At 44.5% G+C, this 15,189-nt stretch carries 17 protein-coding genes and 1 tRNA gene; 16 read left to right on the top strand and 2 right to left on the bottom strand.

All coding sequences use genetic code 11. The annotated features are described in order from the left end of the window. Nucleotides 1–55 precede the first annotated feature (55 nt). From SD450_RS16685 to SD450_RS16660, 6 genes are all read left to right on the top strand, one after another. Nucleotides 56–469 (top strand): VOC family protein, encoded by a 414-nt coding sequence (locus tag SD450_RS16685; protein ID WP_318345579.1) that lies wholly within the window; start codon nucleotides 56–58, stop codon nucleotides 467–469. Between the two features lie 10 nt (nucleotides 470–479). Further along, on the top strand, nucleotides 480–845 hold the full coding sequence (locus SD450_RS16680) for an iron chaperone (RefSeq protein WP_318345578.1): 366 nt from the start codon (nucleotides 480–482) through the stop codon (nucleotides 843–845). Between the two features lie 219 nt (nucleotides 846–1,064). Beyond that, nucleotides 1,065–1,442, top strand: a complete 378-nt coding sequence (locus tag SD450_RS16675; RefSeq protein ID WP_318345577.1) for a DoxX family membrane protein — start codon at nucleotides 1,065–1,067, stop codon at nucleotides 1,440–1,442. Nucleotides 1,443–1,477: 35 nt separating this feature from the next. Then, nucleotides 1,478–1,903 carry a VOC family protein gene (locus tag SD450_RS16670; protein ID WP_318345576.1) on the top strand — a complete coding sequence of 142 codons (426 nt, stop codon included), beginning with the start codon at nucleotides 1,478–1,480 and terminating at the stop codon, nucleotides 1,901–1,903. Between the two features lies 1 nt (nucleotide 1,904). Further along, nucleotides 1,905–2,318: an SRPBCC family protein gene (locus SD450_RS16665; RefSeq protein ID WP_318345575.1), complete on the top strand. Its 414-nt coding sequence runs from the start codon at nucleotides 1,905–1,907 to the stop codon at nucleotides 2,316–2,318. Between the two features lie 113 nt (nucleotides 2,319–2,431). Further along, nucleotides 2,432–2,947: a DUF5004 domain-containing protein gene (locus SD450_RS16660; RefSeq protein WP_318345574.1), complete on the top strand. Its 516-nt coding sequence runs from the start codon at nucleotides 2,432–2,434 to the stop codon at nucleotides 2,945–2,947. An 8-nt stretch (nucleotides 2,948–2,955) separates the two neighbouring features. Here SD450_RS16660 and SD450_RS16655 read toward each other — a convergent pair whose 3' ends face one another. After that, nucleotides 2,956–4,932, bottom strand: coding sequence for a monovalent cation:proton antiporter-2 (CPA2) family protein (locus tag SD450_RS16655; protein ID WP_318345573.1), 1,977 nt, complete (start codon nucleotides 4,930–4,932; stop codon nucleotides 2,956–2,958). A gap of 286 nt (nucleotides 4,933–5,218) precedes the next feature. Between SD450_RS16655 and SD450_RS16650 the strand changes: the two genes are divergently transcribed. From SD450_RS16650 to SD450_RS16610, 9 genes are all read left to right on the top strand, one after another. Then, entirely contained in the window at nucleotides 5,219–5,824 is a 606-nt protein-coding gene (locus tag SD450_RS16650) for a YceI family protein (protein WP_318345572.1), read from the top strand. Between the two features lie 40 nt (nucleotides 5,825–5,864). Next, complete coding sequence (locus SD450_RS16645) at nucleotides 5,865–7,127, top strand: hypothetical protein (RefSeq protein ID WP_318345571.1); 1,263 nt, start codon at nucleotides 5,865–5,867, stop codon at nucleotides 7,125–7,127. Between the two features lie 84 nt (nucleotides 7,128–7,211). After that, nucleotides 7,212–7,811, top strand: coding sequence for a YceI family protein (locus SD450_RS16640; RefSeq protein ID WP_318345570.1), 600 nt, complete (start codon nucleotides 7,212–7,214; stop codon nucleotides 7,809–7,811). A gap of 179 nt (nucleotides 7,812–7,990) precedes the next feature. Then, nucleotides 7,991–8,818: a sugar phosphate isomerase/epimerase family protein gene (locus SD450_RS16635; protein ID WP_318345635.1), complete on the top strand. Its 828-nt coding sequence runs from the start codon at nucleotides 7,991–7,993 to the stop codon at nucleotides 8,816–8,818. Nucleotides 8,819–8,921: 103 nt separating this feature from the next. Beyond that, nucleotides 8,922–8,998: transfer RNA gene (locus SD450_RS16630), tRNA-Arg, on the top strand. A gap of 563 nt (nucleotides 8,999–9,561) precedes the next feature. Further along, a complete protein-coding gene (locus tag SD450_RS16625) occupies nucleotides 9,562–9,921 on the top strand; it encodes a ParB/RepB/Spo0J family partition protein (protein ID WP_318345569.1) in 360 nt (119 codons plus the stop codon). 557 nt (nucleotides 9,922–10,478) lie between these two features. Next, on the top strand, nucleotides 10,479–11,057 hold the full coding sequence (locus SD450_RS16620; protein WP_318345568.1) for a Crp/Fnr family transcriptional regulator: 579 nt from the start codon (nucleotides 10,479–10,481) through the stop codon (nucleotides 11,055–11,057). A 112-nt stretch (nucleotides 11,058–11,169) separates the two neighbouring features. After that, nucleotides 11,170–12,345 (top strand): MFS transporter, encoded by a 1,176-nt coding sequence (locus SD450_RS16615; RefSeq protein ID WP_318345567.1) that lies wholly within the window; start codon nucleotides 11,170–11,172, stop codon nucleotides 12,343–12,345. 2 nt (nucleotides 12,346–12,347) lie between these two features. Then, entirely contained in the window at nucleotides 12,348–13,346 is a 999-nt protein-coding gene (locus SD450_RS16610; protein WP_318345566.1) for an aldo/keto reductase, read from the top strand. Between the two features lie 160 nt (nucleotides 13,347–13,506). Here the strand turns inward: SD450_RS16610 and SD450_RS16605 are convergent, their stop codons facing one another. Next, nucleotides 13,507–14,019 carry a DoxX family protein gene (locus SD450_RS16605; protein WP_318345565.1) on the bottom strand — a complete coding sequence of 171 codons (513 nt, stop codon included), beginning with the start codon at nucleotides 14,017–14,019 and terminating at the stop codon, nucleotides 13,507–13,509. Nucleotides 14,020–14,105: 86 nt separating this feature from the next. Here SD450_RS16605 and SD450_RS16600 point away from each other — a divergent pair, with 86 nt between their 5' ends. After that, nucleotides 14,106–14,465, top strand: a complete 360-nt coding sequence (locus tag SD450_RS16600; RefSeq protein WP_318345564.1) for a winged helix-turn-helix transcriptional regulator — start codon at nucleotides 14,106–14,108, stop codon at nucleotides 14,463–14,465. The last annotated feature ends 724 nt before the right edge of the window (nucleotides 14,466–15,189 follow it).

Raw genomic sequence — 15,189 nt, 5'->3', positions numbered from 1 at the left:
CCCAAGGTTTCTTTTTATCATTTTCATCTTTGTTGTGTTGAAAATCAGTGAAAGAATGAGCCAGATCATTACATATCTTACCTTTAATGGAAATTGCAGGGAAGCCATGGAGTTTTATCAGGAATGTCTGGGGGGCGAGTTGAAACTACAGACTTTGCAGGATACCCCGACCTCCAAAATATTCCCGGATACTATGAAGGATTATGTGGTACAGGCTGCCCTTGAAAAGGATGGAATGCTATTGATGGGCACGGATATGGTCGATAAGAAATTGGTCAGGGGCAATTCCATATCCATTCTTTTAGGGGCTTCCGACGAAGAACAACTCCAGGAATATTACCAAAGGCTCAAAAGGGAGAGTGTAAGTGCACATCCGCTGGGCAGGACCCATTGGGGTGACCTTTTTGGTGGATTGGTGGACAAATATGGCAACGAGTGGCTATTCCACTGTAAAAAGAACAACAATTGATTTCAAGGATATGAAAGGCAAAAAATTCACTAGTGTAGATGATTATTTCAAAGAGGTCCCGAAAGTGGCCCTGGAACGGATGAACACCATCCGCCAAGAACTGAAAGCCGTGGCCCCATTGGCCAGCGAAGTGATCAGTTATAACATGCCGGCCCTGAAACTCAAAGGTGTCCTTGTCTATTATGCAGCGTATGAAAAACACATAGGATTCTATGCCATCCCCAATACCCATGAGCACTTTGCCAAAGAGTTGACCGGGTACAAACAGGGAAAAGGCTCGGTGCAATTTCCCCACGATCGACCATTGCCCATGGAACTCATCAAACGGATGACGGCCCATAGGTACCAGCAACAACTGGAAGATGACAAATCCTAGTACAATCTGAAAAGCACTCAATCGGGATGAACCCCATCGTGTAAAACAAATGATGGAAGCCCTTTGGAAGATGAAGAAATTGGATATGGACAAACTCCTCGCCGCCTTCAATCAATACGATTTTGGCGGAGATGCCCTCCAAAACTGTCGGGTTTATACTTTTTCCGCATGGATGCTTCACTTAATTTTATCATCTATAGAAACAGACAATCAACTCCTATGAAAAACAAGATTCTCTTCATTTTGGCCCTGCTCTTCGGACTGATGTTCATCAATGCGGGTCTCAACAAATTTTTGAACTACATGCCACCTCCAGAAGAAATGCCAGAGGCCCTGTTGAAGGATTTTCAGGCACTGATGGAAATTTCATGGCTCATGCCCTTGGTGGGCTTGGCGGAAATCATTGGAGGCATCTTGATCATCATACCCAGAACAAGGGCTTTGGGTGCTTTGATCATTCTCCCGGTCATGGTGGGCATCCTGCTGGCCAATACGGTTGTGGACATGAGCGGCTTTGCCATTGCGCTGGTGCTGGCCATCATCCTCGGATGGATCATGTACGAGAACAGGCATAAATACAAATCGATAATTCAATAAAGATTCAACATAATCCATAACTAAAAACAAGAAAAATGAAAGTAAATCCCTATTTGAATTTTGATGGCAACGCGGAAGAAGCATTCAACTTTTATAAGTCGGTTTTTGGCGGCGAGTTCACTGCCAATTTAAAAATGGATACCGCGCCTGGTATGGAAAACCTTGGTGCTGATGAGAAAAACCGTGTCATGCACATCAGTCTCCCGATTGGAAAGGATGTGATTCTGATGGCATCGGATATCCTTCCGTCCATGGGTCATACCTTGAACCAAGGGAACAGTGCATACATTTCCCTACATCCCGAAAGTAGGGAGGAAGCCGATCGGATTTTCAATGGGCTGTCCAAGGGCGGTGAGGTGGAAATGCCCATGGAGGACCAGTTTTGGGGTGATTATTTTGGCAGTTTCACCGATAAGTTCGGTGTGAAATGGATGGTGAACTTTAACCCACAATATGTATAAAATGGAAACAGGAAAGATCACTGTACAGGCAACCATAAACAAGGACAAAGAACGGGTGTGGGAATGCTGGCACAATCCCGAACACATCACCCAATGGAACTTTGCTGCGGACAGCTGGTGTTGCCCAAGGGCAGAGAACGACCTCAGGGTGGGAGGTAAATATATGGCACGCATGGAAGCCAAGGACGGTAGTTTCGGGTTCGATTTTGAGGCCATTTACGATGAGGTCGCCCATGAAGAGAAAATCACCTATACCATGATGGATGGCAGACAGGCCACTACCACCTTTGAAAATTTGGGAAAAGGTACCGTGGTGACCACTGTTTTTGACCCAGAAGATCAGAATCCATTGGAAATGCAAAAAGAGGGATGGCAGGCCATCATCAACAATTTCAAAGCTTATGTGGAAGGATGATTTTTGGAACCTGACGGGCCTATTTTAGGGTATACGGTAAAATATTTTAGAAAATGATGCAACCAAATGGCCTTTTTCCCATCAATCTGTAAACTATAAAATTTAAAATGTTTATGAAAAGAAATGCTTTTATGATTGGTGTATGGGTTTTGATGGCCGGAATCATTTCCTCATGCAATTCAGATAATGATGTGGATTGTCCAGAGGATTTTACAGGGGAACTGACCACTGGGGAAGAAGTGCTGGTAGGAACTTGGGTACTGTCAGCAATTACCGCCGATGAGGAAATCGACCTAACCGATGATGACGAGGATAATCCAAGTACTGATTTTTACGCCCAATATTCGGAGTGCCAAAGAGACGCTGTTTACACTTTCAATTCGAACAGGACGTATGAATATGAACAGGGACAAAATGCAGATGATTGCCAGAATAAGGTAGCATTGGAGGGCACGTGGAAACTAGCTTCAGCGGATTTGAACTTGGTAAGTGGATGTACTTTGCAGAACACCGATATAGAATTCAATGTCAATGGAACTGAATTCTCATTCACCAATGACTTCGATGTCAGGGATGTTGACGGGTTGGTCAAACCAGTTGAGATTACCTTCACATACAGCTTGTTATAAAGAATCCTTTAATCAATACTTTTCCGGAATTGGTCGATGCCCATTTGGTCCCCGCTCACAAAGAGCAGGTCATCCTGATAAATTTTGTCCGTGGGCTTTATGGCACTGTACAATTCATTTTTTCTGGAAATACCCAAAATATTGATGCCATAGGCATTCCTTAGGTTCAGGTCCTTGAGTTCCTTGCCCACAATGTCCCTGTCGTCGGTGTTGACCCGCACGCAGGAAATGTTGAAATCGGGGAACTCGGTAGGCCTGAATGTTCGAGGAGTGCCTTTTTTGTTCTGGAACAGTCCATAATTATCCAATCGGGCAGTGTTCACCAAATGTTCGATGTCATCTTCTGGGACCAGAAAATTGTGCAAGGTCCTGGAAAATATCTCGATGGAAGTTTCAAATTCCTCAGGGATCACATCGTCGGCACCCATGGCGATCAGTTCAGTGATTTCTTTTACATACCGGGTCCTGACGATGATATGGATGGAGCGGCTGATGCTCCGGATGTTCTTGATGATGGCCTTGGTGGCAATGGGGTCGGAAATGGCGATGACCACCACACGGGCCTTGGAAATGTGCGCAAACTCCAGAATATGGTCTTGGGTGGCATCCCCAAAATGGATGGGCACGTTGTTTTGTTTCTCCCTCTTCACAACATCGGCGTTGAGTTCCACGACCACATAGGGTATGTTGCTGAACTCGGCAGCTTTGGCAAGATTGCTTCCATTGATTCCGTAACCGATAATGACCAAATGGTTCTTCAATTCCTCGGATTTTTCCGTTTTTTCCGAGGCCATGAGCATTTTATCCACCGCTTTGATGGGCCCCAGTTTCATCATGCCGAAGGCAATGTTCTCTGAGAAAATGATTACGAACGGCGTCAGGAACATCGAAATGATGGAAACGGCCAAGAAATATTGGTTGGTCTCCGCATTGAGCAGCCCATATTGTATTCCTACTTTTGAAAGGATAAAGGCAAATTCCCCGACTTGGAAAAGCGCAAGACCCGTCAACAAAAATGTCCTTGCCGGATATTTGAGCACGGCTATGGACAGGGCAGCAATCAGCGATTTGATGAGGAAGACCCCGAACACGATGAGCAAAATGACCCCTACATGCTTTCCAAAAAAGGTAAGATCCAAGAGCATGCCCACCGATATAAAAAAGAAACTGGTGAAGAGCTCCCTAAAGGGCAATATGATACTGGTGGCCTGATGGCTGTATTCGGATTCGGAAATGATCAATCCAGCCAAAAAGGCACCCAAAGCCAAGGACAACCCCGCTTCCGAAGTCAGGAAGGCCACGGCAAAACAAATGGTGATGGTAGTGATCAAAAAAAGCTCCTTGCTCTTGGTCTTTGCCACCAAATGCATCAGTTTTGGTACCAGATAACGGGCACTGATGACCGTAATTCCCAGAACTATGGCTGTTTTGAGCAGCAACATCAATATACTGTTCGTCACATTGCCCGACTGCCCCGCAATGATCGGGGTGAAGAGCATCATGGGAACCACAATGATATCCTGAAAAATCAAGATGGCCAGTGCATTGCGCCCATGAGGGGATGACATTTCGTTGCGATCCTGCATAACTTTCAGCACGATAGCGGTACTGGACAGCGAAAAAAGAAACCCCACAAAAAGGGCCTCGTTCCATGCATAGCCCAATAGATAATAGATCAATCCCGATACCAATACCGTCAGTCCGACCTGCAGGGAACCTCCAATGAAGACTGTATTCTTTATGGACATCAACTGTTTGATGGAGAGCTCCATCCCGATCACGAACAGTAACAGGATGACCCCGATTTCAGAAACGGCCTCAATCTGTTCGGATTCGTGCAAAAGACCAAACCCATACGGACCTATCAAGATTCCAGTGACGAGAAAACCCAAAATGGAGGGCAATTTCAAGCGTTGCAGAACAAATACCACCACCATGGATAGTCCAAGCAAGATCAAAAAGTCCTGTAGCATAGGTAAGTGCATATAAGCTAGGTTTAAGGGTTAGCGGAACGTTTTTCCCATGGGGAACTGGAATTCCAAATGTAAGAAGAAAGTATTTTCAGCACGACGTGACCCGCTATCTTTTCCAAAGAAATTGCAGTTGAATTGCCTTTCCAGTCCAGTCCAATTCTTCTTCCCGTAGAGATGTGAAGGCCCTAAAAAAAAGAAGCTTTTCCAAAGGAAAATAGGGTTTTAGGAAAAACCTGACAATTATCATCTTTTAAGAATGGCCTGTATATGAACTTTGTCCTATCAAAACCAAGAAGCAATGAGAATGTATATCAAAAAAAATCAGTCATCCATAAAAGTTGTCATTCTGGCAATGACAATGGGGCTGTTATCCGTAACACTTTCCGCACAAAATTTCAAGCTCAGCAACGGAGAGGGCAAACTTACGGTCACAGGAACTTCCACCCTGCACGATTGGGAGGAAATCGCTGAGCAAAAGTCAGGCACGCTTGACATGGACAACTCAGCGGAACTGCCCAAGATCACTGTCCTAAAGTTTGTCGTTGAAGCGGAAAGTCTAAAAAGTGGAAAGGGCGCCATGGACAAGAACACCTACAAGGCCTTGAACACGGACAGCCACAAACAGATTGTTTTTCAACTTTCCAGTATCAAAGAGATTTCACCTGTGACCTCTTCCTCGAACAAATACAAGGTAGTGGCCAATGGGAACTTGACCATCGCTGGCAAGACAAACAAAATAGAGTTGCCCTTTGATCTAACGGTAAATGGCGATCAGGCCATTTTGGAAGGCAAAAAGGGACTGAAAATGACTGATTTTGGCATAGAACCGCCCAAAGCTTTGATGGGGACCATCAAAACAGGCGATGAAATTGAAATTCATTATAACACCATTTGGAAAAAATAAATAGATAAACAAAAAAAGTACTCAACTAAAATCCATCACCATGAAAAAACACATAACATATGGGGCATTGGCCATAACACTTATGGTAGGCCTATGGGGGCATTCCCAAAACCGAAATTTGGACAACTTCAGACAGCCCGACAAAAATGGGGTCAACGTTTTTGAAAGTCCTAAAGACACCGCACTGACCTTCGATGGGGTCAAGGTAAGGGTAGGAGGTTCATCCACCTTGCAATTCCAAGCAGTGGATCATGAAAACTCTGGAGCCGTGGAACTCATCGAGATAGGGGACAACTTCAACTTGGCAACCGCCAACTTGGATCTTGATGTGGCCTTGGCCAAAGGCGTCCGTATGCACTTAAGGACCTACCTGTCCTCCAGACACCACCCCGAACCTTATGTGAAGGGCGGGTATTTTCAAGTGGACAACTTGGACTTCATCAGCCCCGGACTGTTGGAAGAGGCCATGAAATATGTGACCGTGAAAGTGGGCCACATGGAAAACAACTATGGTGACGCACACTTTAGGAGGACCGATAACGCACAGGCCATGCACAACCCGTTTGTGGGCAACTTGATCATGGATGCCTTTACCACAGAGGTAGGTGGCGAGGTCTATTTCAGGAAAAATGGTTTCATCGGGATGTTTGGATTGTCCAATGGTAAATTGAACCAGGCAGTGAACAATCCTGGCACCACAGGGGCCTCCATCTTGGCCAAATTGGGTTATGATAAACAGTTGACAGATGACTTTAGGTTCCGTTTGACAGGATCTATGTACAGTACCGGTAAATCTGGAAGGGTTTATCTATACAGTGCAGACCGAAGTGGTTCCCGATACTATCTGGTCATGGAGAATACCGAGGCCACTACATCCAGCAATTTCCGTTCTGGTAGATATGACCCAGGGATGACCAATGAGATCACTGCCTTCATGATCAACCCCTTCCTGAAATATAAGGGATTGGAGTTCTTCGGGACTTTTGAACAGGCCAAGGGCAAGGCAGATGCAGAGGCTGATGACAGGACAGCTACCCAATTGGCAGGAGAGCTCATATACCGATTTGGTAAAACAGAAAACTTCTATCTAGGAACCCGATACAATACGGTAAATGCAGACACCGCTGCTGGGGAGGACATCACCATTGACAGATTCCAATTAGGAGGTGGTGTTTTCTTGACCAAGAACATCCTTGCCAAGATTGAGTACGTCAACCAACAGTATGACGGTTTTGACCCAGCAAGCATTTTCAGTGAAGGTGAATTTAAAGGAGTTCTGTTGGAAGCTGTCATCAGTTTCTAGAACACTCTTGATTTTAGGTGAAAAGGTCTGGGACCCAGGTCCCAGACCTTGATTGAAGCTATAAAAATCAATACCTTAGATACCATGATACCCTTAGTGATCCATAACGTCAAGAGCATATCCGCCATGACCCTTCTTTTCCTTGGAACTTTCTTTTCCGTTCCAGAAAGGGAAACACGGGTATGGGTGGCCCCTGAAAGTGAAGTGGTGATCATCGGTACCACCAATGTCAATGGCTTCACGTGCAGGTACAATGTTCAGGAACTCGAAGTACCCGTCCAGTTGACCTATAACGAAAAAGTGGAACAGATCCAGTTCAAGAACGCCAAGCTCAAATTGGCAAACGATTGCTTTGATTGCGGAGGAAGGGCCATCAACAAGGATTTCAGGGAACTGTTGAAGACCGAGCAGCATCCCCAAGTGGAACTTAGGTTGCTCCATGTGGACCCACCAGAGTCCGATGGGCAGAAAATCGGAGTGGGTATGGAAATCATCATTGCCGGGGTGGCCCGAAAATATGAGACCACACTGAGCTGTGTCCAAGCAGGGGATATTTGTGTGAACGGTACCTTGGACCTTCTTTTGAGCGATTTTGGCTTGGAACCGCCCCGAAAGGTTCTGGGCATGATCAAAGTGGACGATAAGATCAAGGTGCAACTTTCCCTTAAATTGAAAGAGGTATAGCTTTTGCTGCAATTATATATCAAATCCGTTGCGATATCATATCCAACGGATTTTTTTATGCTAAAATCCGTACTGTCATATTTCAAGAAATCGGTATCTTGTGAGACACATTTTCAACTAAAACAAACAGTATGCACAATTTTATAATGAACAACGGGAAAAAAGCCCTTACAGTCTTGATGCTGGGCGCTTTGGCAACTTCAATGCAGGCTCAGGACAATTTTGGCGGGCTGGCCCTCTACACGGTCAGGGACCATATGGGGAAGGACCCGAAAGCAACTTTGGAAAAGGTCGAGGACGCAGGATATGCCTATGTCGAAGCTGCAGGCTACAACGATGGAAAGTTCTACGGCATGACTCCAGAAGATTTTAGGGCTTACTTGGAAAGTTTGGGACTCAAACCAGTGAGCACGCACCAGGGTACAGTGACCTTGGAGAATGCCGACGAGCAGATTGCTGCGGTAAAAGCGGCCGGATTTGAGTACTTCACCATTCCTGTGCCACCCATGGGCATGTTCACTTTTGATCCACAAGCCCGAACCATGGGGATGAAGGGGACTGTCAAGGACTTGGCGGATGTGCTCACGGAACTGGGCAAGAAATGCGAAGCGGCCGGACTTAAATTACTCTACCACAACCACGATTTTGAATTTAAGAAGAACGAAGATGGCATTGTCCCCATCGATTATCTATTGGAGAACACCGACCCCAAATATGTGAATTTCCAAATGGACCTTTATTGGGTGACCAAGGCCGAGGCCGATCCCGTAGCCTATTTTGAAAAATATCCAGGGAGGTTCAAATCTTGGCATGTAAAGGATATGGACGATGAGGGCAAGTTTGCCCCGGTGGGTGAGGGCCATATCGATTTTGGAAGAATCTTGGGGGAAAAGGAAACCTCTGGCATGGTCAAATATTTTGTGGAGCAGGACATGACTTGGGACAAAGAACCGTTGGAAGTGATCAAGATCAGCCACGAAGGTATCAAGAAGATTGGCTTTGACTAGTCCAATTGTTGGGCAAGAGCCATTTTAGGTGAAAAAGGGAAGAAATAAAAAAAATATTTTTTACAACGGTTCACATTAGTATCTTTGCACCCGCAAAAAGTGCGGTCGCGTAGCTCAGCTGGATAGAGCATCTGCCTTCTAAGCAGACGGTCGAAGGTTCGAATCCTTCCGCGATCACCACTCGAAACCCTAGTAAATACTGGGGTTTTTTCGTTTTTGGTCTTCACGGAAATTATTTAGATTCATTTTTCCTGCACACTTTTTGCACACTTTTTCAAAATTTAACATTTCGGCATAAATTTTAACACCTTTTAGAGACGGTTGTTCACCTGCCCCTTTTCTGCCAGATTTTGTTGCCGATTTGGGCCAAAGAAATTGACGATGATATTTTAATATAACTATTCGCCAAAGTCAAATTATCGGATTAGTTAAATTATTCCATCAATAGTCCCGAAAGTTGAGCTCGCACTATTTCCTCGGACAAGGGATGGCATAAAGCCGTTCCATGGATCACTGTATATATGCTCTATTAAAAACCAAATAAAATTCAGGTATTCCGTTTCCTTGCCACTCCAAAATTTTGTCTTCCGCTTGGTGAACGCTCAAATATTATTTAACCAAAATCCAAAAATCATGGAAACACAAACAAAACAAAGAGCACACGCAAAGGAAACACCAAGCAATCTTCAAAACCAAAGCGACTCACATCGCAGAAGGAACAGGATTCAGTTCCACAGATCCAGATGTTGGAAATCGGTTCGGTTTTCCCAGATCCTGGGCAACCCCTAAAAACCTTTGATGAACAAAGTCTGATTCATTTGGCACAGAGCATTGCAGCACATGGGGTGTTGCAGCCGATCACGGTTCGAAAATCCGATGACGGTTATGCGATTCTAATGGGTGAAAGGTGGTTTCGGGCCAGTAAGTTGGTAGGATTGACGACTATCCCAGTGATGGTCAGGGACTATAGGGATACTGAAATCCTAGAGTTCCAGATCATTGAGAACCTCCAACGAAAGGATGTGGAACCCACAGAGGCCGAGGCCATCCAGTTTCTGTTGGACCGTTACCAACCCGGTGAGATTGCCAAGCGTTTGGGGTGATCCGAAAACTATGTCCGGCAGCGCATCAAATTGGCCGGATTGATCGAGGGATTCAAGATATTTGTCCGTAATGGGGAGATGACCATTTCCCTCGGGGTGGCAGTGGCCTTTTTTGAACCTGGGGAACAACAGATGCTATGGGAAAGCCTCGAAGGGAAATTTCAGGAACACCGAGACAAAAAGAATCAAAACCATCAAAGGAACCCAATATGTTTTATTGGACAGGGATGAACGGGAAGGAAGCAATTGATAGATGAAATAGTACTTTTTTAAAAGAACCGTAACTGTAGATAAAAGTGTAAAATCCCATCCGATATGAATCGTATGTCAATCCCGAAAAAAATTAAATCACTTTAAGTAGTGCGTGGTGGCTCAAAATTCAATCATGGGCACGTTATAGACGAAAGGCAACCTCAACCATAAACGACCAAAATGTAACCCGTCCTCATTCTCACCGTACTTCGTATATTTAAATACCTTTAAAATCAACCCTCAGGTGAACAAGGCTACGTATAGGTCTGGACCTTGCGTCATGCAAGAAAACGCAAATGATATAAATGAACGAACATCCATTAAGAAAACAAATAGAGGAAATAGTACAGTTGACCGATGATGAATTTAAATTTGTATTGGAACATTTTCAAAAGAAAACGTTCAAGAAACATCAAATTGTTTTACATGAGGGCGATTATGCCCCATTTGATTTCTTTGTACTGAAAGGATTGATGCGCGTTACCAAACTGGATGATGACGGCAAAGAGCATATTTTACAGTTTGGCATGGAGAATTGGTGGATTACGGATTCTGAGGCGTTTCACCATAAAACCAAAGCGACCTTGCTCGTGGATTGTCTTGAAGATACCGAAGCACTTGCCCTGACTTTGGACAATAAAGAAAAGTTGATTACCGAGTTGCCCAAAATGCAGACTTTTTTCCTCAAAAAAACCACCAATGGCTATATCGCTTTACAAAAACGCATCCTCTGTTTTTTAAGCAGTAATGCCAATGACCGATACCACAACCTCATCACGTTATATCCTGGTTTGATGCAACGTGTGCCCAAGTCAATGATCGCATCTTACTTGGGGGTTACCCGGGAAACGTTGAGTCGATTGACCAAAATCGAGCTCCAATGATGTGACATTCCTCACACCAAATCTTTGACAAATGTCCTGTGGGGCAAAAAATGCCCCTCGGAACTTTGTCCCAATGAAAAACAACACCATTTTAACTTTCGAACAAAATCGTATGCCCATTGCCATTTGGGCTTTGGCTGTAAGCGTATTTGCCATTGGAACTACCGAAGTTGTTATGATCGGTCTCTTGCCTACCATCGCCAAGGAGTTTTCCATTAGTATCGCCTCCACCGGATGGTTAGTGACTTCCTACGCCATGGGTGTGGCCATTGGCGGGCCAATTGTAGCGACTTTCACCAATAAGGTCGATCGTAAAAAATTGCTGCTCAACATTATATTACTCTTTGTGGTCAGCAATGGCCTGGCTTCGGTTTCATCCGACTTCAGCCTATTGCTCATTGCAAGGGTCTTGTCCGGAATTGCTCACGGCGTTTTTGTCGGCATTGGTGCAAATATTGCCAGTAGTATGGTTTCCAAAGAAAAAAGAGCGACGGCAATTGCAATTATGTTCACGGGCTTGACCGTTGCCATGGTGACCGGTGTTCCGCTCGGCACGTATATCGGTCAGCAATTGGGGTGGCGTTTTACCTTTGGCGGCATTGCCGGCATAGGGTTTCTTTGCCTGTTGGCCAATCAACTTTGGCTGCCCAAAAACATAGAAAAAGGAACACCAATTGGACTCAGGGACCAGTTCAAGGTTTTGAGAAACAAGTCAATGCTCTTAGGTTTCTCACTTACGTTATTTTCATTTGCCGCGCTGTTCGGAACGTTCACATTTTTACCCCCGCTATTGGAAAAAATTTCAGGGTTCACCGAAAACCAGATCACACTGATCCTATTGCTCTATGGTGTAGCCGTTGCCTTTGGAAACCTAATGGGCGGAAAGCTTTCCAATGAGAAGCCCGCCAGGACCCTGATTTATTTGTTCACCGTACTATCCATCGCCTTTGGGCTCATGTACCCACTGTTACCGTATAGGACCACTGCACTCATTTTGGTCGCAACGATGGGTTTCATAGGATTTGGGACCGTTCCCGGCATGCAATTGTACGTGATTCAACTTTCAGAAAAATACCTCACCGGAACCGAAAATGTTGCTTCGGTCTTGAATATTTCGGCTTTTAATGTAGGAATAGCATTGGGGTCGTCCCTTGGGGGGCTGCTCATTTCAAGATCATCGGGTCTATTGTCAATTACTTTGATGAGTGCGGTTTTTTCACTGATCGCAATCGTAATGGCAATCATAAGTATACAAAGAGAAAATCAATATCAACATAAAAATAGATAGTAATGGAATACAGAAATTTAGGGAATTCAGGATTGAAAGTACCCGTATTGAGTTTTGGAACCGGCACATTTGGCGGGACCAACGAATTTTTTCAGCGTTGGGGGCAAACCGATGCAGAGGAAGCTACACGACTCATCGATATTTGCTTTGATAGAGGCATCAACTTTTTTGACACTGCCAATGTCTATTCCCTTGGTGATTCGGAAATCGTTTTGGGCAAAGCACTAAAAGGGAAAAGGCACAAAAGCATCATTTCTACCAAAGCAACGTTCCAAATGGGTGAACAACCCAATGAAAAGGGATCGTCCCGGTACCATTTGATGAGTGCCCTTGAAGACAGTCTGAAAAGGTTGGACACAGATTATATCGACCTGTATCTAATGCACGGTTTTGATAAAAACACCCCTATTGAGGAAACATTGAGGTCCCTTGACGATATGGTCAAAAGCGGGAAGGTACGATATGTCGGTTGCTCCAATTTTGCGGCTTGGCAGCTCATGAAATCGCTGTCCATATCCGAAAAGAACCATTGGGAAAAATATGTCATCTACCAAGGCTATTATTCACTTATAGGAAGGGATTATGAACAGGAACTTATGCCATTATTGGAGGACCAAAATATGGGATTGATGGTATGGAGCCCCTTGGGTTGGGGAAGATTGACCGGAAAGATCAAAAGAGGGAAGGAACCCAAATCCGGGCGTATTAGGTCAGGAGGAGCGGTCGGTTCGCCACCTGTCGATGATGAATTTCTATATGATGTTGTTGAAACCTTGGAACGGATCGGGAAGGAAATGGATAAAACAATCCCGCAAGTGGCCATCAATTGGTTGTTACAAAACAAGACGGTGTCCAATATTGTAATAGGGGCAAGAAATGAAAAGCAACTCATCTCAAATATGGATTCCGTGGGATGGAACCTTTCAGAGGGTCTTTTAAACGAACTCAATGCCATTTCTGAAAAGATGCCTATTTATCCACATTGGGTTGGGGATAGGTAGAGGGTTTGCCCACTAAAGTGCAATAGCGGCTTATGGACCGCTATTACATGTTTTGTGGGGACTTCTTGGAATCCAATGGACAAAAAGGCCCACCACGGCTTCAATTTCACAGTTTTTTCTCGATGGGGTCACTCGGACGGTAGCTTTGCCCAATCCTTGTTCAGCAACCGGTCGATTGAGAAGGATCCACCCCCGTATAATAGAGACAGATTCCAAGAATGAAATAAAGAATGGCCAATTCTGCGGAGCCGGACCCAAAACTACTGTGTCCGTCAGCAGTGGCAAACCACATGGGAAATTCCAGAAAGGGAACCCCGGGTCCCTCACTGTTTCCTGTCACTGTGATTCGGTACAACGGATCGGCCACGACCAAATGTCCCATGATAATCGCCCCTAACATCGTAACGGAAATGCCCAGGGAAGCAAGTCGTGTTGCCAACCCCGACACCCATGCAATTCCTCCCCCGAACTCTACCATTGTCACCAGAAGTTGCAACCAACCCGGAATAAAGTCACCCATCCAGGTCATGGGCATGCCAATTTTGGCCGTTCCATGGAGGAACATACCGAAGCCAGCTACGGACCTTACGATAAGTAAGGCCCAAGAAATTGGAGCCTCCCTTTTTATACCCATAAAAATAGTGCGGTATATTACATTTGCTACTTTGCTCATCATTGAAAATTTTTATCAAAAATAAATTTGTGATATATTTAATATAAGTAATACACTAATTGTAGGGTACATACAAAAATGTAAGTATGAGAAAACAATCATCCACAAACACCATGAACAAAGTACAGTTGGAAGCTGATTGTGGAATGGCCTATACCATGTCCATGATCGGAGGCAGGTGGAAACTCAGTATACTTTATAACCTGTTGGGTTTAGGAATTTTGAGATTTGGCGAACTCAAAAGTAAAATCCCCAACATCACCGAACGAATGCTGATCAAACAATTACGTGAATTGGAAAAGGATGGGTTGGTCCAGCGAAAGGTGTATGCGGAGGTTCCCCCCAAAGTGGAGTATGGACTTTCCGATAAAGGAAAGTCTCTTGAGGGGATTCTCAATGGTTTGTCCTCATGGGGCGATGAACATAGAGGATTGCCCTTGCACTGAGGGTTCTCCTGTCCTACAGTAATGTCCAGCGGAGTATGGGCCAGGGTTGTTTTAAGTGGCTTCCAATCGGGGAAATGGTCCGGGAAAAATGGAGCTGTTTTGTCTTTTTGGTTGTCTTATGGATTCCAAAAAGGTTAGTTTCTCCTCAACCGGAAGGCTAAAAATATATTCAACTCCTTCGTTTTCCTGAAAGAGCCGGGTGGTTGATACCACCCAAATCGGAAAATTTAAGCCACCCAATACATGGCATTAGTGGTTTGAAAATCAGCTTTTGTTTTGGATCTAATGGTGCTCAATTTTATCCGGTTAGTGTGGTATACCATGTCCGGCGTTTCCACTAAATCACCGAAATACTTTTGCTAAATGTTATTGCAAACTGAAATAAACAGTTTATTTGAGTTTCAAGATTAAATAAAACATGATTCTTATTTGTGAGAACTGGCCTTGTTCTCTCAGTCCATTGGCTCGTACAACTGCTTTCATGGGTTAATCCATAGGTCTTTGTGCCTTGAGGTGATTGTGTAATCCGGGCATTTCGGGCCTTATATTCCCATATCACTGTCTATTTGCTTGTTTTTTAGCTGGTATGTTGACACATTGTCAAATTTGACTACCATAATTTCGCATTTTAACATAAATAACACATTTCAATACACTTTAGGATACATTTCATACCTCTTCGGTTCGGATGGCATTGTTAACATTGCCCTAATCAGTCCCAGCT

The organism is Flagellimonas baculiformis, from assembly GCF_033441575.1.
Classification (GTDB): Bacteria; Bacteroidota; Bacteroidia; order Flavobacteriales; family Flavobacteriaceae; genus Flagellimonas; species Flagellimonas baculiformis.
This window is presented reverse-complemented; position numbering and strand designations above follow the sequence as displayed.

Coding starts and splice junctions, on each gene's coding strand:
- SD450_RS16685 (WP_318345579.1), top strand. CDS start 56: ATGAGCCAGATCATTACATATCTTACCTTTAATGGAAATTGCAGGGAA.
- SD450_RS16680 (WP_318345578.1), top strand. CDS start 480: ATGAAAGGCAAAAAATTCACTAGTGTAGATGATTATTTCAAAGAGGTC.
- SD450_RS16675 (WP_318345577.1), top strand. CDS start 1,065: ATGAAAAACAAGATTCTCTTCATTTTGGCCCTGCTCTTCGGACTGATG.
- SD450_RS16670 (WP_318345576.1), top strand. CDS start 1,478: ATGAAAGTAAATCCCTATTTGAATTTTGATGGCAACGCGGAAGAAGCA.
- SD450_RS16665 (WP_318345575.1), top strand. CDS start 1,905: ATGGAAACAGGAAAGATCACTGTACAGGCAACCATAAACAAGGACAAA.
- SD450_RS16660 (WP_318345574.1), top strand. CDS start 2,432: ATGAAAAGAAATGCTTTTATGATTGGTGTATGGGTTTTGATGGCCGGA.
- SD450_RS16655 (WP_318345573.1), bottom strand. CDS start 4,932: ATGCACTTACCTATGCTACAGGACTTTTTGATCTTGCTTGGACTATCC.
- SD450_RS16650 (WP_318345572.1), top strand. CDS start 5,219: ATGAGAATGTATATCAAAAAAAATCAGTCATCCATAAAAGTTGTCATT.
- SD450_RS16645 (WP_318345571.1), top strand. CDS start 5,865: ATGAAAAAACACATAACATATGGGGCATTGGCCATAACACTTATGGTA.
- SD450_RS16640 (WP_318345570.1), top strand. CDS start 7,212: ATGATACCCTTAGTGATCCATAACGTCAAGAGCATATCCGCCATGACC.
- SD450_RS16635 (WP_318345635.1), top strand. CDS start 7,991: ATGCTGGGCGCTTTGGCAACTTCAATGCAGGCTCAGGACAATTTTGGC.
- SD450_RS16625 (WP_318345569.1), top strand. CDS start 9,562: ATGTTGGAAATCGGTTCGGTTTTCCCAGATCCTGGGCAACCCCTAAAA.
- SD450_RS16620 (WP_318345568.1), top strand. CDS start 10,479: ATGAACGAACATCCATTAAGAAAACAAATAGAGGAAATAGTACAGTTG.
- SD450_RS16615 (WP_318345567.1), top strand. CDS start 11,170: ATGCCCATTGCCATTTGGGCTTTGGCTGTAAGCGTATTTGCCATTGGA.
- SD450_RS16610 (WP_318345566.1), top strand. CDS start 12,348: ATGGAATACAGAAATTTAGGGAATTCAGGATTGAAAGTACCCGTATTG.
- SD450_RS16605 (WP_318345565.1), bottom strand. CDS start 14,019: ATGAGCAAAGTAGCAAATGTAATATACCGCACTATTTTTATGGGTATA.
- SD450_RS16600 (WP_318345564.1), top strand. CDS start 14,106: ATGAGAAAACAATCATCCACAAACACCATGAACAAAGTACAGTTGGAA.